The sequence below is a fragment of the Microbacterium sp. CJ77 genome, assembly GCF_002911615.1.
GTDB lineage: Bacteria > Actinomycetota > Actinomycetes > Actinomycetales > Microbacteriaceae > Microbacterium.
Window position 1 is genome coordinate 1027842 of sequence record NZ_PQBR01000006.1, and the last position, 15410, is coordinate 1043251.

Genomic DNA, 15410 nt, shown 5'->3' on the forward strand with positions numbered 1-15410 from the left:
CTGACAAGACGATCGCGGATGAGTGAGCTAAGCCTCCGACGGGATCTTCGGGTAGAAGAGCCCGAGACCGTGCGTCGTTGCGACGCGATAGGCGTCCGCGTATGTCTCCGGCTCGGGTTCGGAGCCGTCGCCGTATTTCGCGAGGAGCAGTCCGAGCAGCCCCTTGCCGGGAGGGCTCAGCGGCTTGCCCTTCTGCGAACCGTGCGCCAGGTCTTCGAGCTCCTCCTCGTCGATCTGGCGCGGCAGATACATCGGATGCACCGACGGCCAGGACCGCGGATCGCGCGGCACGTCGAGGTTCACGACGGGGAAGAGGGTGTTGGCACCCGCATCGCGCCGCGTCAACGGCTCGAGCCCGTGCAGACGGCACAGTGTCGCGATGACGGATCCGTGGTGCATCTCGTCGTGGACGATCGTCCCGGAGCGGGTGTAGGCAGACACGGCGATCGCGGGAACACGCGCGCCGAGTCGGTCGAAACGGAAGCCCATCTCGCCCTCCGGCGCGTCGGCATCCGGGGGAGTGGCCGCGGGGGGCGGCACGTGGTCGTAGGTGCCCCCGTGCTCGTCGAACGTGATGAGCAGGAGCGTGTTGAGCGCGTTCGAGCCCTCGGGGGTCGCGCTCTTCTTGATCGCGTCGTACACGTTGGCGACGAGCGCCTCGCCCGCGCGAACGTCGGAGACGGCGGAGTCGACGACGGGTTCGCCGTCGACCTCGCTCGCGCGCAACGCGCCGAACGGCGGGTGGAAGTCGTTGTGGTTGTAGATCATGCGCGGTTCGATGAACGCGTACGCGGGAAGAGTGCCGTCCTGGGCGTCCTTGTAGAACTCTGACATGTGCGCGAAGTGCTCGGTGCGCCAGTGCGACTCCAGCACGGGTGCATGCATGACGCCCGTGAGGGAGACGAGCTGCATCTCGTCGAAGTAGATCTTCCAGCTGATGCCCGCCTTGTCGAGGTGGTTGAAGATCGTGTCACGGGGCGCCGCATCCAGCCACTTCTCGTAGCCGCCCCCGCCGCGGTTCGTGACGAAACCGTGCGACGTCGACGCGTGGAAGAACGAACGGTTGCAGTAGGTCTGGCTCGGGACGGCCGCGAACCAGTGGTCGAAGACGGCGAACTCGCGGGCCAGGGTCGACAGGACGGGCAGCATCTCGGGCGAGAAGCCGCCCATGATCTGGTTCGCCTCGTCCGGCGTCGGCTTCTTGCCCCGATGAAGCTGCTGGTAGTTGACGTGGTAGTCCTTCAGAAAGCCCTCCATCGTGGGCTTCGCCCCCGGCTTCGGCGCATTGAAGGGCGCGCTCATCTGGTTTCGCCAGAGTTCGGCGTTCGTCGGCGGATCGACCGTCCCGAAGAGCTGGGTGTTCACGTGCGGGAAGGCTTCGCCCGGATCGGGGTTGGGTTGGCCCATGATCACGTCGGTCGGACCGGAATAGACGTGCGCGGCGACACGATTCCCCTCGGGATCGGGGTTCGAGTAGTTACCGAACGCGAGGCCCTCGAACGTCTCGCCCGCGGGGAGGTTCTCGGGCGTGTACAGCCAGCCGAGCAGGTTGTCGAACGAGCGGTTCTCGCCCATCAGGACCACGACGTGATCGAAGCCGGGCACCTCGCGCGGGTCCAGCGAACCGAACTCGTTCTGCGACTTCGCGATCGAGCTGCCGATCGCCGCACCCGCGGCCCCGCCGGCGACGCCACCGACGAGGAACCCGGCGGCCGCGATCCCGCCGGCACGCAGGAAGTCGCGTCGACTCCGGCCACGGTTCTCGGGTGCGGGGTCCTCGGGTGCGCTCCCTTCGCGTGCACGATCCGCGGGAGCCCTTGCGTCTGGCAGGGGGCCGGGCTCGCTCTCGGGCTCGCGGGTGTCAACAGAATCGGTCACGGGATCCTCCGCGTTCAGGCTATCGGCGGCCGTGCCGTTCCCGGCTCAGACGAGCGTCGCGCTGTGGAATCCGTCGAGCGAGGTGCCGGCGGCATCCGTTGCGAGCTGGATCGCCGCCGGGCCGAGGCGGAACCGGAATGGGTAGCCGTTGGGGATGCGTGCGCCCGGGAGGGGGAGCGCACCCTGGCTCGCGTGGCGTACGATCTCGGCGATGAGCGCCCCGTGGGCGACGGCGACGACGGCTGCTCCGGGCGTTTCTCGCGCGACGTCCGCCGCGATCTCGTCCAGCGTGCGCAGGGCGCGTTCCCGCAGATCGACGGATGATTCGGCGCCGGGGATGAGGTCGCGCTCGGCCGAGCCGAAGAGAAGCGGGACCTCGTCCACCAGTGCTCCCTCGGCCTGGCCGTAGCCTCGTTCGCGCAGACCGGGATAGTGACGCGGCCCGGACGATCCGAGTGCCTCGGCGATGATCTCGGCCGTCTCGATCGCCCGCGACAGGTCGCTCGAGACCATGACCACGGGTCCGCCGTTCGCGAGTTCGACGCGCAGGAGCGCACCCGCCTCGCGTGCCTGCGCCCGGCCGGTGTCGTTCAGGGGGATGTCGCTCAGGCCCTGGATGCGCCGCTCACGGTTCCAGTCCGTCTCGCCGTGGCGCAGCAGGATCAGTTCGGTCACGCCTCCGAGCCTACGGGCAGTCGTCAGCGGGCAGACGCGAGCCCGGACGCGAGGGCTCCGAGCACTTCGCTGGTGCCGGCGTCGATCTTGATCGTCGCACGGTTGTCGGCGCGTGTGACGCCGCGGTTCACGATGATGACCGGGAGGCGGCGCCGTCGCGCTCGCTCCACCAGGCGGATGCCGGAGTTGACGACGAGGGAGGAACCCGCGATGAGCAGCGCCTGGCTCGTCTTCAGCAGCTGCTCGGCCTCGCGGAACTTCTCGGTGGGGATGAACTCGCCGAAGAACACCACATCGGGCTTGAGGAGCCCGCCGCATACCGAGCAGTTCGGCACGATGAATCCGTCGGTCGACGACGGCAGCACGTCGCCGTCGGGCCCGAGCGGAATGTCCTCGGGCACCGCGACCCACGGGTTGTCGATCTCGATGCGCTCCGAGATGTCGCGTCGGTCGAAGACCTGGCCGCAGTGGGTGCAGAAGACGCGACGCATCGTGCCGTGCAGTTCGACCACGCGCCCGCTGCCCGCGCGCACGTGCAGCCCGTCGACGTTCTGGGTGATGACCCCCGCGGCGAAGTCTTCGGATTCGAGCCGCGCGATCGCCTCGTGTCCCGCGTTCGGCTGGGCGCTCGAAAACGCCTGCCAGCCGAGGTGTCCGCCGAGCCAGTAGCGGCGGCGGGCGGACTCGTCGGCCAGGAATTGCTGCGCCGTCATGGGCGAGCGCACGGGGGCGCCATTGCCGCGATAGTCCGGAATCCCGGAGTCCGTCGAGACGCCGGCGCCCGTGAGCACGGCGATGCGGCGGCCGCTCAGCGTCGCGACCGCGCGGTCCACCAGCGCGGTCGTCGCGGAATCCAACTCCGAGACAGACGTCATCGTGCCTCCTCGCCGCAAGTGTAGGCGCCGCGGTTTTCCGGGATGTTACGCGGGCGGCCTCGGACGAACGACCGCCCGTCATCCGGCGCGGTGCGAGGATGGATGTCGTGAGCACAAGCACCTCGGATGTGAACCCCGTCGTCCCCTACGCATCGCCGGCCGCGGCCGATGGTCCGGAACACGTCGAGGTGCCCGTCGCCTATGACGCCCTCCTGCTCGCGAGCTTCGGCGGTCCCGAAGGTCAGGATGATGTGATCCCGTTCCTGCGCAATGTGACGCGCGGGCGGGGCATCCCCGACGAGCGTCTGGAAGAGGTCGCGCACCACTACCGCCACTTCGGCGGGATCAGCCCGATCAACGCCCAGAACCGCGAGCTCAAGGTGCAGATCGAGGCCGAGCTCGCCCGGCGCGGCATCGACCTGCCCGTCTACTGGGGCAACCGCAACTGGGCGCCCTACCTCGACGAGGCCGTCCTCGCCGCGGAGGCCGCGGGCAACCGCACTCTGCTCGCCCTCGCCACGAGCGCCTACAGCTCGTTCTCGAGCTGTAGGCAGTACCGCGAGGACTTCGCCCGCGTGCTCGACGAGACCGGTCTCGGCGGAACGGTCACGATCGACAAGATCCGCCAGTTCTTCGACCACCCCGGCTTCGTCGCCCCGTTCGTCGCCGGCGTGCGCGACGCGGTTGCGGGCTTCGTCGCCGACGGCATCGCGCCAGCAGACATCCGTGTCCTGTTCTCCACGCACAGCGTCCCGATGGACGACGCCCGCCGGTCCGGTCCGCGTGATCGCGAGTGGGGCGATGGTGGTGCCTACGAGGCGCAGCATCTCGCCGTCGCCGCGTACGTCATGTCGCAGATCGCCGAGGACGTCCCGGACGCCGCCGATGTTCCGTGGCAGCTGGTCTATCAGTCCCGCTCCGGACCGCCGTCGCAGCCGTGGCTCGAACCCGATGTGTGCGACGTGATCGAGGGCCTGCCCGCCGAGGGCGCTCGAGCCGTCGCGATCGTTCCCCTCGGCTTCGTGAGCGACCACATGGAGGTGCTCTGGGACCTCGACACGGAGGCCATGGATGCGGCCGCGGAGGCGGGACTCGTCGCCGTACGGACCCCGACCCCCGGAATCGATCCCGCATACGTCGCAGGGCTCGTCGATCTGATCGAGGAACGCCTGAAGGGCACCCCCGCCGCGGATCGCCCGCACGTCACGAAACTCGGACCGTGGTTCGACGTGTGTCGCCCGGGCTGCTGCGAGAACGTGCGTGCGGGTTTCAAGCCCGCGGCATCCGGAATCGCGCCGTGACTCAGCCTCGCTCGTCCCGCATACCCGACGCGTGCCCCGACCATCGCGAGCGTGTCCTGACCCGTCCCTAGGATTGAGTCCATGCGCATCCATATCGCCACAGATCACGCCGGCCTGGAGTTCTCCACCCGCCTGCAGCACCACCTGAGCGACCAGGGCCACGAGGTCGTGGACCACGGGCCGCTCGAATACGACGCGCTCGACGACTACCCGGCGTTCTGCATCCGTGCGGCGCAGGCCGTCGTGCGTGACCAGGCGTCCGGCGTGGAGACGCTCGGCATCGTGTTCGGTGGCTCCGGAAACGGTGAGCAGATCGCGGCGAACAAGGTGCAGGGCATCCGGGCCGCGCTGGTCTGGAACGTCGCGACCGCGGAATTGGCCCGCGAGCACAACGACGCCAACGTCATCGCGATCGGTGCGCGTCAGCACACCTTCGACGAGGCCGCGAAGTTCATCGACATCTTCATCGCCACCCCCTTCACGTTCGAAGAGCGGCACGTGCGACGCATCGGCCAGATCGCGGCCTACGAGGCGGATGGATCGCTGCTGCCCGACCCGCGCGCGACCCCGCCCGAGGACGGGCGCGCGGTGGGCCACGGAGGCGAGGACGTCGACGCGTTCGATCCCGAGGCGGGCTGATGCCCGAGGGGCATTCGGTCCATCGCATCGCACGCCAATTCGAGCGGAACTTCGTCGGTCAGCGCGTTTCGGCGTCGAGTCCGCAGGGCCGTTTCGTCGAGGGAGCCGCGGTGCTGGATGGGCGGACCGCGACGGATGTGCGGGCGGTCGGCAAGCAGATGTTCCTCGACTTCGAGGACGATGTGTGGTTGCGGGTGCACCTCGGCATGTACGGAGCGTGGGACTTCGCGGGAGAGATCGTCGTCGACCCGACGATCGCCGCGGCGAACGGTCGCATGGGACAGACGAATCAGCGGGGAACCGACCTCGACGCGCCGCTGCTGGACGTCCCCGTTTACGATGCCGCCGGTGAGAACTCGCTGACCTCGATCGGAGCGCCGCGTCGTGCCCGCGTGCACGTTCGCATGTCGGAGCAGACCACCGGCCTCGCGGATGACGGATCGGAATGGCCACCGCCGGTCGTCGGGCAGGTGCGCCTGCGCCTTCTCACCGAGACCACCTGCGCGGATCTGCGTGGCCCGACGGCATGTGCGTTGCAGACGCCCGACGAGGTTGCGGCGACGATCGCGAAGCTCGGCCCCGATCCTCTCGTGGACGATCTGGCGGAGGGCGAGGAACGTTTCGTCACCGCGGTCCGCCGGAAGCCCACGCCGATCGGACTGCTGCTGATGGACCAGTCGATCGTCAGCGGAATCGGCAACGTGTACCGAGCCGAGTTGCTCTTTCGCGCTCGTCTGAACCCGCACACCCCCGGCCGCGACGTGCCCGAAGAGATCGTGCGGGGGCTCTGGCGTGACTGGGCGCACCTGCTCGCGATCGGCGTCGAGACCGGCCAGATGATGACGATGGACGACCTCGACCCCGAGAGCTACCGCCGCGCGATGGCCCATCGCGACGACAGGCACTGGGTATACCACCGCGCGGGTCTGCCGTGTCGGATCTGCGGCACCGAGATCGTGGTCGAAGAGGTCGGGGGCCGCAAGCTCTACTGGTGCCCGAAAGACCAGCGCTGAAGCCATCCGTACCGCTTGATCGTAGGCTGGGCGGGTGCGCCAGAATCCTTCCTTCGCGATGACGGATATCGGCGAGCTGCGCCGACTGATCGACCGTAATCCCTGGGTGACGCTCGTCAGCGATACGCCGGACGGGCTGGTCGCGTCGCACTACGCCGTGATGCCCGATCCGGCACGTGACGACCTGACGATCGTGGGCCACGTCGGCAAGCCCGATGACCTGATCCACGGCCTGGGGGAGCGCGAGCTGCTCGTCGTGGTGCAGGGACCGCACGGGTATATCTCGCCCTCCTGGTATGGCAGCGTTTCCTCGGGACCTGTCGCGAGCGTCCCGACCTGGAACTTCGTCTCGGCGCACCTGAGCGGTGTTCCCGAGCTGCTCGACACCGACGAGAACCTGCGGGTGCTCGACGCGCTCGTGGAACGCTTCGAATCGCGGATGCCCGAGCCTCGCGGCATGTGGCAGGCTCCGAACGACGCGGTCTTCATCGAACGACTCGAGCGCGGCACGGTCGGGTTCCGTCTGACGCCGACGCGCGTCGTGGCGAAGCGCAAGCTCAGCCAGAACCGCCCGGGCGACGTCGTCGACACGATCATCGCCGAGCTGTCGGCGGACGGCGCACACCCGAACCCCCCGCTCGCGGCCGAGATGCGGCGCGCGCGGGACGCCCAGATCGCGGCGGCCGCCGCTGTGAACGGCGCGAACGGCGGATCCCAGCCGTGAACGTCGGCGAGACGGTCGGGATCATCGCCAACGTGCGCATCGTCGGCGCCGCGATGCCGCTCCCGGTGGGTGACGAGCCCCACGACGTCGTCCTCGAGGGTGGACGCATCGTCGACATCGCCCCGGCCGGAGCGCTCCGGCATCCGGCGTCTGCGGCCGTGCTCGACGCGGACGGCGGATGGCTCATGCCCGGGCTCTGGGATCACCACGTGCATCTCACCCAGTGGGCGCTCCGGGCCGCGCGAGAGCCGCTCGACCACGCGCGGTCGGCGACCGAGGCGGCGCGGATCATGTCGTCGGCACCGGTGCATCCCGATGGGCGCCGGGTGGGCACGGGGTATCGCGACGCGCTCTGGGCCGACGAACCCGCACGCCTGTTGCTCGACTCCGTTACCGGCGACGTGCCGACCTATCTGATCAACGCCGACGTGCATTCGGTGTGGCTCAACACCGCGGCACTGCGCCGCGAGGGTCACGACCCGTTCGGCTCGGGCGTGCTGCGCGAGTTGCCGGCTTTCGAGATCTCGCGGCGTCTCAACGCGATCGACGCGGATCGCGGCGATGTTCTCGTCGCCGCGGCCGCGCGGGGTGCCGCAGAGCGCGGCATCGTCGGGCTCGTCGACCTCGACATGGCGTGGAACGAGGATGCCTGGGCGCGCCGTCTCGCGGCCGGGTTCGACACGCTGAGGGTGCGCTTCGGCATCTACCCGGCCGATCTGCCACGCGCCCTGGCCGAGGGGCTCCGCACCGGCGATGTCGTCCGGGGCGCTGCATCCGATCTGGTGCGTGTCGGTCCGTTCAAGGTCATCACGGACGGATCGCTGGGTACGCGCACGGCGGCTTGCTCGCATCCGTACCCGGGGACGCACGGCGACCACGGCGTGATGACCGTCCCGCCCGAGGAGTTGCTCGCGTTGATGACGAGCGCAACGGCCGGGGGCCTGGAGTCTGCGGTGCACGCGATCGGCGACGTCGCCAACTCGCACGCGCTGGACTCCTTCGCCCGGACGGGTGCGGTCGGCACGATCGAGCACGCCCAGCTGGTGGCGCACGCCGACCTGCACCGTTTCGCGCGACTCGGCGTCGCCGCGAGCGTGCAGCCCGCGCACGCCGTGGATGACCGCGATATCGCCGACCACGAGTGGTCCGCACAGACGGCGCTGGCGTACCCGCTGCGCGCGCTGGCCGATGCGGGCGCCGAACTGCGATTCGGATCGGATGCTCCGGTCTCGCCGCTCGACCCCTGGACCGCGATCGCGGCCGCCGTCTACCGCACGAACGATGACCGGCCCGCATGGCACCCCGAGCAGGCGGTCGCCTTCGATCTCGCGCGCGCCGCGTCGACCGAGCGCGGGTCCGGCGCGGATGCCGTGGGCATCGAACCCGGGGTCGTCGCCGACCTCGCCTTGTGCGAGTCCGACCCGCGCGCCGCGGACGCCGTCGGGCTGCGCGGGATGCGCGTCGCCGCGACGCTGATCGAGGGCCGGCTCACGCACCGGGCCTGAGGCATCCGCTCGCCGTCTCGCGTTCGCAACCTCATCGAACGGTCGCGACTCGCCGTGCCACCTCGCGCGTGCACGGCGAGTCGCGACCGTTCGGTGGGGTAGCTGACGACGTTCGTCGGGGTAGGTAGCCCAGGCACGAAGAAGGGCCCCCGGTTTCCCGGAGGCCCTTGCATCTGCGCCAGAGCGCGGGTTCTACTCGCTGACGTGGGCGAACAGGAACCAGCGGTCCTTCTCGAGGCCGCGCTTGATCTCGATCGCGACGTCCTGGCTCGTCAGGTCGACCTCGTCGAGGCCCTCGATCGCGGCCTGCACGTCGAGCAGGATGGCGTCCATGTCGGCGATGATCGCGGGGATCACGACATCCGAGTTGGCGAACCCGGCGGGAACGCCGGTCGCTCCGGCCTTGGTGGCGACGGATGCTACGCGCGCATCGATCGGCAGACCCAGGGCGACGATCCGCTCGGCGGCGAGGTCGGCCCAGCCGCCCGCGTTCGACACGACGGTGTCGAGGAGTTCGTGGACACCGATGAAGTTGCTGCCCCGCACGTGCCAGTGCGCCTGCTTGCCGTTGATCGTCAGGGCCTGCAGGCCGAGGACGACGGGAGAGAGGAACTGGGCGGCGGCAGCCGACACATCGGGGTCGCTGACGGTGGTGGAAACGGTCTGTGTCTTCGTCATAATGGTCCCTCCGGCCGCGATGTTCGCGGCGACTCTGGGGTAAACGCTACTCAGACTCAGACATTCCGCAAGCAAGCTGAGGCTCGGCTTAGTGGCGGAATCACGCGGCAAAATCACACGACGATGCGGGCATCCCGCGCGCGAGCGGGTAGCGTCGTCTGGTGCCCTCCGCAGACCATGAACTCGGCCCGCAGAATCTGGGCGCCCCCTCGCAGATGCTCCGACGCGAACGGCGTGATCGTTCACCCGAACACGCGGAGCCCTCGCGCTTCATCCCGCACGTGCAGGGGCTGCGCGCGATCGCGGTGCTGTTCGTGGTGCTCTATCACTTCTGGCCCGGTCGCCTGTCGGGCGGGTACGTCGGCGTCGACGTGTTCTTCGTCATCTCCGGGTTCCTGATCACGGGGCACCTCATGCGCGAGCTCGAGGCGACGGGCGGGGTGCGTCTGGCGCAGTTCTGGGCTCGCCGTGCCCGACGTCTGCTCCCTGCCGCGCTGCTCGTGCTGTTGTTCAGCGCCGTCGTGGTGGCATCGCCCTACCTGTTCCCGCTGTCGGCGCTCCCGAACGAGGTGCGCGAGATCATCGCGTCGACGTTCTACGTCGAGAACTGGTACCTCGCGTTCTCCGCCACGGACTACCTGGCTCTCTCGGGTGAGCCGACCACGGTTCAGCACTACTGGTCGCTGTCGCTCGAAGAGCAGTTCTACGTGCTGTGGCCTCTCATCATGCTGCTCGCGGCATGGATCGGCGTGAGGTTCTTCCGGGGTGGACGTCGCCGCGCGATCATCACGACGCTCGGTGTCGTGACCCTCGCGTCCTTCGTCTTCTGCGTGATCTTCACGATGACGAACCCCGCGCCGGCCTACTTCGTCACGTTCACGCGCATGTGGCAGTTCGGCGTCGGCGCGATCATCGCCCTCCTGCCGATGCTGCGGATCCGCAACGCGATCGGCAGCTTCGTCCTCGGGTGGGCCGGTATCGCCGCGCTGCTGTACGCCGCGTTCCGCTTCGACGGGCTCACGCCGTACCCCGGCTACATGGCGCTCGTGCCGACGCTCGGTGCCGCCGCCGTCATCGCCGCGTCCAACACCGCGCGCTGGTGGTACCCGACGCGCATCCTCTCGATCCGTCCCGCGCAGTTTGTCGGCGACATCTCGTACAGCCTCTATCTGTGGCACTGGCCGCTGATCGTGATCGCGCCGTCCGTGCCGTTCTGGGGACTGACGATCTACCACCGTGTCGCGTTGCTCGCGCTCTGCTTCGTGCTGGCGTGGCTGACCAAGAAGTTCGTCGAGGACCCGGCCCGTGCCTGGAAGGTCCTGACGACCCGTCCGCCGCGCGTGACCCTGTGGGCCTCGCTCGTCGCCATGATCCTGGTCGGAGCGACCGCGGCCGGCGCCTGGGCGATCAACGCGCCCGCGTACCGCGAGGGCGTCGCGGCGATCGAGCAGCTCCGGTCCGACCCGCCCGAGTGCTTCGGCGCGGCGAGTGTGCTCGATCCGGCCTGCGCCGATGTCGACTTCGGCGACCAGGTGCTGCCCGCGCCCGGTTTCGCCGCCGCAGACATGCCGTCCGATGAGCAGTGCTTCGTGCAGCTCAACGACTCGCGCGCCGTCACGTGCGAGTTCGGATCGGATGCCGCGGATGCTCCCCGCGTCGCCCTCATCGGCGACAGTCACGCGTTCCAGCTGCTGTCGACGTTCCAGCGCATCGCGGACCAGAACGGATGGCACCTCACGACGCTCTTCAAGGGCGCGTGCCCGTGGAGTACGACCCCGCTGTCGACGCCGGGCGCGTTCGGTGAAGCGTGTGCGCAGTGGCGCGAGAATGCGGTCGCGGTGCTGGCCGACGGCGACTTCGATGTCGTCTTCACATCGGGGCTCTCGACGACGCCGTACTCGTCCGCGGGCTTCGATAGCCGCCACGACGCCGCGGTGGCCGGATATCGCGAGGCCTGGAGCGGGATGCTCGACCGCGGCATCCCGGTCGTCACCGTCGTCGACAACCCGGTGTGGGAGAACGACCCGAACAAGTGCCTGCGCACGAAGGGCGTCGGCAACTGCGACGGTGCCCGCGACGAACTGCTGACCGACCAGGATCCGTTGAAGGATGCCGCAGAGGGCATGGCTGGGGTCACGCTGCTCGACTTCACCGACGTGTTCTGCGACGACACGACGTGCTTCCCGGTCGTCGGCGGGGCCAACGTGTACCGCGACGAAGATCACCTGACCGTGTCGTTCCTGGACTCGCTCGTACCGCAGTACACCGTGGCGCTGCGGGATGCGATCGCGGCAGGTGTGCCGGGGCGGTAGGACCCGCGGGCCCGCGAGCTGGGCTCGGGGGTCATAGGGTCGGATTCATGACCGTTTCACCCGAAGCATCCGTCCTGTCCGTCGCGGGGACCACCCCCGCACTCGATGAGTCCGCATTCGTCGCGGCTGGTGCGCGCATCGTCGGCGCCGTGCGCCTCGAAGCCGGCGCGAGCGTCTGGTACAACGCGATCCTGCGCGGCGACCGCGACAGCATCACGATCGGCGTGGGAAGCAACATCCAGGACAACGTCTCGGTACACGTCGACCGCGGGCATCCGGTGACGATCGGACGTGACGTCTCGGTCGGTCACAACGCCGTCGTGCACGGCTGCACGATCGGGGATGGCTCGCTCATCGGCATGGGCAGCGTCGTGCTGTCGGGCGCGGTGATCGGCGCCGGATGCCTCGTCGCGGGCGGCGCTGTCGTGCTCGAGGGCATGGAGGTCCCGGATGGCTCGCTCGTCGCGGGTGTGCCGGCCAAGGTTCGACGCGCGCTGACCGACGAGGAACGCGCTGGACTCCGGCGGAACGCCGAGGTGTACCTCGAGCTCGCCGCGGAGCACGCGGAGGCCGCTCCGGCCTGAGCAGGGCCCCGGTCGTTGAGCCGGCAGTCACGGTCGCTGAGCCTGTCGAAGCGACGCGCCGTCACGCGATGGCGCCAGTTCTCCGCATCCGCGCCACCGATCGACGTAGCGGATGTCGGGGAGGGTGGCCGACGCGTCCCGTGGACAGGTTCGACAGACGGGCACGGAGGCAGCGGCCCGGAGCAGTGGGCCGAGCAGACGCATATGGAGGGGCTGACGAGAATCGAACTCGCATCATCTGTTTGGAAGACAGAGGCTTTACCACTAAGCTACAGCCCCGAATTTCAGCGGAATGACGCCGAAAACGGTGGATTCAGTTGTCGGTCGAGCACACGCGGCGAGCCGCGGCATCCGAAAGTCTAACCGAATCTGCGGCCGCCCCCGAAACGGGCGTGCGCGGCGGTCGTGCACATCGTCGCAAGCGTGGCGCGGCTCGGTGATGCCACGCCGCGCAGCGGGCCGGCGGAGCAAGGATGTGCGTCGTTGTGCACGGCGCGACGGGCTACGGCGCCGCAATCCGGGTCGCGACGGCGCGGCGAGCGACTCGGCTAGACTCTTGGGGGTCGTTTCGTACCCGCGCTGACGCGTGGGGCCACCCGGGGCGTAGCTCAGCTTGGTAGAGCGCCCGCTTTGGGAGCGGGAGGCCGCAGGTTCAAATCCTGTCGCCCCGACGGACGATCCACACAGACCCTGACCCGCAGCGCAATCGCGCGTGCGATCAATCACGAGGAGAACAACCAGCATGGTGAATAGCACCGTCGAGCAGCTCAGCCCCACGCGCGTGAAGCTGCACATCACGGTCACGCCCGAGGAGCTGAAGCCCAGCATCTCGCACGCCTACGAGCACATCGCCGAGGACATCCAGGTGCCCGGCTTCCGCAAGGGCAAGGTGCCTGCTCCGATCATCGACCAGCGCGTCGGTCGCGGCGCGGTCATCGAGCACGCCGTGAACGAGGCGCTCGACCGCTTCTTCCGCGAGGCCGTGACCGAGAACAACGTGCGCGTCGTGGGTCGTCCCTCCGCCGACATCATCGAGTGGCCGAGCGACAAGGACTTCTCGGGAGACCTCAAGGTCGAGGTCGAGGTCGACGTCCGCCCCGAGGTCACCCTGCCCCCGCTCGAGGGCATCACGCTGACGGTCGACGCCGTCGAGGTCGACGAGTCCGCCATCGACGAGGAGCTCGACCGCCTGCGCGGCCGCTTCGGCACGCTGATCACGGTCGACCGTCCTGCCAAGACGGGTGACTTCGTCGAACTCGACATGGTCGCCACGATCGACGGCGTCGAGATCGACCGCGCCGGTGGCGTGTCGTACGAGGTCGGCTCGGGCGAACTGCTCGAGGGGATCGACGAGGCCATCGATTCGCTGACCGCGGGTGAAGAGACCACCTTCCGCTCGAAGCTCGTCGGCGGCGACCACGCCGGCGAAGAGGCCGAGGTCGTCGTGTCCGTCACCGCCGTCAAGGAGCGCGAGCTGCCCGAGGCGGACGACGACTTCGCGCAGATCGCGAGCGAGTTCGACACCATCGCCGAGCTGCGCGAGAGCCTGAGCGAGCGCGTCGGTCAGCAGTCGGCCTTCACGCAGGGCTCTGCCGCGCGCGACAAGCTGCTCGAAACGCTTCTCGACCAGCTCGACATCCCGGTCCCCGCTCAGCTCGTCGAAGACGAGGTGCACGCGCACCTCGAGGGCGAAGGCCGCCTCGAGGACGACGCGCACCGCGCCGAGGTGACCGAGGCCAGCGAGAAGCAGTTCCGCACCCAGGTCGTGCTCGACAAGCTCGCCGAGGACGCCGATGTGCAGGTCTCGCAGGACGAGCTGAGCCAGTACATCATCCAGTCGGCCGCGCAGTACGGCATGGCCCCTCAGGACTTCATGCAGGCGCTGCAGCAGGGCAACCAGCTGCCCGCGCTCGTCGGTGAGGTCGCGCGCAACAAGGCCCTCGCGGTCGCGCTCGGCAAGGTCACCGTCGTCGACACCAACGGCAAGTCCGTCGACCTGTCCGGCTTCATCGCCGTCGACGATGAGGACGACGAGCTCGAGGCCGAGGAAGAGGTCGTCGAAGAGGCCGAAGAGATCGCGGATGCCGCCGCCGAGGCGGACGTCCTGATCGAGGCAGAAGAGGCCGAGGCAGCCACGAAGCCCGCCAAGAAGGCGCCGGCCAAGAAGGCGCCCGCGAAGAAGGCCGCGGCCGACAAGGCGTAGTCGCCGAAGCGTTACGAAGAGGACGGATGCCCCGCAGCATCCGTCCTCTTCTGCTTTCTGCGCCCTTTCCGCGCTACCCGGGGTGTCGGGGTCCCTGTGGGGCGCGGAGTCTCACGCCCCACCCGCGATCCGGGGCGCCGGAGAACCGTTCGGGCACGGAGTCCCACACCCTCCCCGCGACCCGGGGCGCCGGGGAACCGTTGGGGCGCGGAGTCCCACGCCCCAACGGGATCGCGACGCCCCAACCGATCTGGTGCGGTGAGGCCGGCGGCAGGGGTGTCTGCATGGACCCCGAATCGACCCGTTCGGGCGGATGCGGGGGAGCGCTCAGCGACACCCGCTCTGCCGAGGGCGAACACGGGCGAAGGCGCCGATCCGCGCCGGTAGATTCGTCGCAGACGTACAACGAATGGGAGCAACGATGGCCGAACCATTGATGGCAACGAGTGTCTTCGACAGGCTGCTGAAGGACCGCATCATCTGGCTGGGATCCGAGGTGCGCGACGAGAACGCCAACGAGATCTGCGCCAAGATCCTGCTGCTCGCCGCGGAAGACCCGGACAAGGACATCTTCCTCTACGTGAACTCGCCCGGCGGATCGATCACGGCAGGCATGGCGATCTACGACACGATGCAGTTCGTCCCCAACGACATCGTCACGGTGGGCATCGGCATGGCGGCCTCGATGGGTCAGCTGCTGCTCACAAGCGGCACCAAGGGCAAGCGCTACATCACGCCCAACGCCCGCGTGCTGCTGCACCAGCCGCACGGCGGCTTCGGCGGAACGTCGAGCGACATCCAGACGCAGGCCCAGCTCATCGTCTCGATGAAGAACCGCCTGGCCGAGATCACGGCGGCCCAGACGGGCAAGTCCGTGGAGCAGATCAACGAAGACGGTGACCGCGACCGCTGGTTCACCGCCGAGGAAGCCCTCGAGTACGGCTTCGTCGACCACATCCGTGCGCACCTCTCCGACGTCACCGGCGGCGGCGGAACGGCCAACTGAGGCTCGAAGGCGAAAGA

13 protein-coding genes and 2 tRNA genes are annotated in these 15410 nt (G+C 68.9%); 10 read left to right on the forward strand and 5 right to left on the reverse strand.

The window, feature by feature from the left end; translation table 11 throughout:
• Positions 1 to 27 precede the first annotated feature (27 nt).
• From C2868_RS05560 to C2868_RS05570, 3 genes are read right to left on the reverse strand one after another with little or no spacing between them, the layout of a single operon-like run.
• Entirely contained in the window at positions 28 to 1878 is a 1851-nt protein-coding gene (locus tag C2868_RS05560) for an alkaline phosphatase family protein (protein ID WP_232711190.1), read from the reverse strand.
• Positions 1879 to 1923: 45 nt separating this feature from the next.
• Entirely contained in the window at positions 1924 to 2553 is a 630-nt protein-coding gene (locus C2868_RS05565; RefSeq protein WP_157813917.1) for a histidine phosphatase family protein, read from the reverse strand.
• A gap of 23 nt (positions 2554 to 2576) precedes the next feature.
• Complete coding sequence (locus C2868_RS05570) at positions 2577 to 3428, reverse strand: Sir2 family NAD-dependent protein deacetylase (RefSeq protein ID WP_100810988.1); 852 nt, start codon at positions 3426 to 3428, stop codon at positions 2577 to 2579.
• Positions 3429 to 3526: 98 nt separating this feature from the next.
• Between C2868_RS05570 and C2868_RS05575 the strand changes: the two genes are divergently transcribed.
• From C2868_RS05575 to C2868_RS05595, 5 genes are all read left to right on the forward strand, one after another.
• Positions 3527 to 4729 carry a ferrochelatase gene (locus C2868_RS05575; protein WP_100810987.1) on the forward strand — a complete coding sequence of 401 codons (1203 nt, stop codon included), beginning with the start codon at positions 3527 to 3529 and terminating at the stop codon, positions 4727 to 4729.
• 81 nt (positions 4730 to 4810) lie between these two features.
• Positions 4811 to 5368: a ribose-5-phosphate isomerase gene (locus tag C2868_RS05580; protein ID WP_100810986.1), complete on the forward strand. Its 558-nt coding sequence runs from the start codon at positions 4811 to 4813 to the stop codon at positions 5366 to 5368.
• Positions 5368 to 6381, forward strand: coding sequence for an Fpg/Nei family DNA glycosylase (locus tag C2868_RS05585; protein ID WP_100810985.1), 1014 nt, complete (start codon positions 5368 to 5370; stop codon positions 6379 to 6381). The genes C2868_RS05580 and C2868_RS05585 overlap by 1 nt, the downstream gene beginning before the upstream one ends.
• 34 nt (positions 6382 to 6415) lie before the next feature.
• The gene (locus tag C2868_RS05590) at positions 6416 to 7105 is read left to right on the forward strand and encodes an FMN-binding negative transcriptional regulator (RefSeq protein ID WP_181003350.1); all 690 of its coding nucleotides are present in this window, start codon (positions 6416 to 6418) and stop codon (positions 7103 to 7105) included.
• A gap of 53 nt (positions 7106 to 7158) precedes the next feature.
• The gene (locus C2868_RS05595) at positions 7159 to 8610 is read left to right on the forward strand and encodes an amidohydrolase (protein ID WP_100811364.1); all 1452 of its coding nucleotides are present in this window, start codon (positions 7159 to 7161) and stop codon (positions 8608 to 8610) included.
• A 192-nt stretch (positions 8611 to 8802) separates the two neighbouring features.
• On the opposite strand, the gene C2868_RS05600 is transcribed toward C2868_RS05595, so the two are convergent.
• The gene (locus tag C2868_RS05600) at positions 8803 to 9288 is read right to left on the reverse strand and encodes a Dps family protein (protein ID WP_100810983.1); all 486 of its coding nucleotides are present in this window, start codon (positions 9286 to 9288) and stop codon (positions 8803 to 8805) included.
• Positions 9289 to 9449: 161 nt separating this feature from the next.
• Here C2868_RS05600 and C2868_RS05605 point away from each other — a divergent pair, with 161 nt between their 5' ends.
• The gene (locus C2868_RS05605) at positions 9450 to 11600 is read left to right on the forward strand and encodes an acyltransferase family protein (protein WP_100810982.1); all 2151 of its coding nucleotides are present in this window, start codon (positions 9450 to 9452) and stop codon (positions 11598 to 11600) included.
• A gap of 47 nt (positions 11601 to 11647) precedes the next feature.
• Complete coding sequence (locus tag C2868_RS05610) at positions 11648 to 12184, forward strand: gamma carbonic anhydrase family protein (protein ID WP_100810981.1); 537 nt, start codon at positions 11648 to 11650, stop codon at positions 12182 to 12184.
• Positions 12185 to 12389: 205 nt separating this feature from the next.
• Here C2868_RS05610 and C2868_RS05615 read toward each other — a convergent pair.
• Positions 12390 to 12463, reverse strand: a tRNA-Gly gene (locus C2868_RS05615).
• Positions 12464 to 12781: 318 nt separating this feature from the next.
• Between C2868_RS05615 and C2868_RS05620 the strand changes: the two genes are divergently transcribed.
• The 3 genes from C2868_RS05620 (at position 12782) to C2868_RS05630 (ending at position 15393) form a co-directional block, all read left to right on the forward strand.
• A tRNA-Pro gene (locus C2868_RS05620) sits at positions 12782 to 12855 on the forward strand.
• A 71-nt stretch (positions 12856 to 12926) separates the two neighbouring features.
• The gene (gene tig / locus C2868_RS05625; protein WP_100810980.1) at positions 12927 to 14387 is read left to right on the forward strand and encodes a trigger factor; all 1461 of its coding nucleotides are present in this window, start codon (positions 12927 to 12929) and stop codon (positions 14385 to 14387) included.
• A 421-nt stretch (positions 14388 to 14808) separates the two neighbouring features.
• The gene (locus C2868_RS05630; protein ID WP_100810979.1) at positions 14809 to 15393 is read left to right on the forward strand and encodes an ATP-dependent Clp protease proteolytic subunit; all 585 of its coding nucleotides are present in this window, start codon (positions 14809 to 14811) and stop codon (positions 15391 to 15393) included.
• Positions 15394 to 15410 lie beyond the last annotated feature (17 nt).

What these genes read in the sequence shown, in the direction of transcription:
- C2868_RS05575 (WP_100810987.1), top strand. Translation starts at nt 3,527, where the DNA reads ATGGATGTCGTGAGCACAAGCACCTCGGATGTGAACCCCGTCGTCCCC.
- C2868_RS05595 (WP_100811364.1), top strand. Translation starts at nt 7,159, where the DNA reads ATGCCGCTCCCGGTGGGTGACGAGCCCCACGACGTCGTCCTCGAGGGT.
- C2868_RS05585 (WP_100810985.1), top strand. Translation starts at nt 5,368, where the DNA reads ATGCCCGAGGGGCATTCGGTCCATCGCATCGCACGCCAATTCGAGCGG.
- C2868_RS05570 (WP_100810988.1), bottom strand. Translation starts at nt 3,428, where the DNA reads ATGACGTCTGTCTCGGAGTTGGATTCCGCGACGACCGCGCTGGTGGAC.
- tig (WP_100810980.1), top strand. Translation starts at nt 12,927, where the DNA reads ATGGTGAATAGCACCGTCGAGCAGCTCAGCCCCACGCGCGTGAAGCTG.
- C2868_RS05610 (WP_100810981.1), top strand. Translation starts at nt 11,648, where the DNA reads ATGACCGTTTCACCCGAAGCATCCGTCCTGTCCGTCGCGGGGACCACC.
- C2868_RS05580 (WP_100810986.1), top strand. Translation starts at nt 4,811, where the DNA reads ATGCGCATCCATATCGCCACAGATCACGCCGGCCTGGAGTTCTCCACC.
- C2868_RS05600 (WP_100810983.1), bottom strand. Translation starts at nt 9,288, where the DNA reads ATGACGAAGACACAGACCGTTTCCACCACCGTCAGCGACCCCGATGTG.
- C2868_RS05630 (WP_100810979.1), top strand. Translation starts at nt 14,809, where the DNA reads ATGGCCGAACCATTGATGGCAACGAGTGTCTTCGACAGGCTGCTGAAG.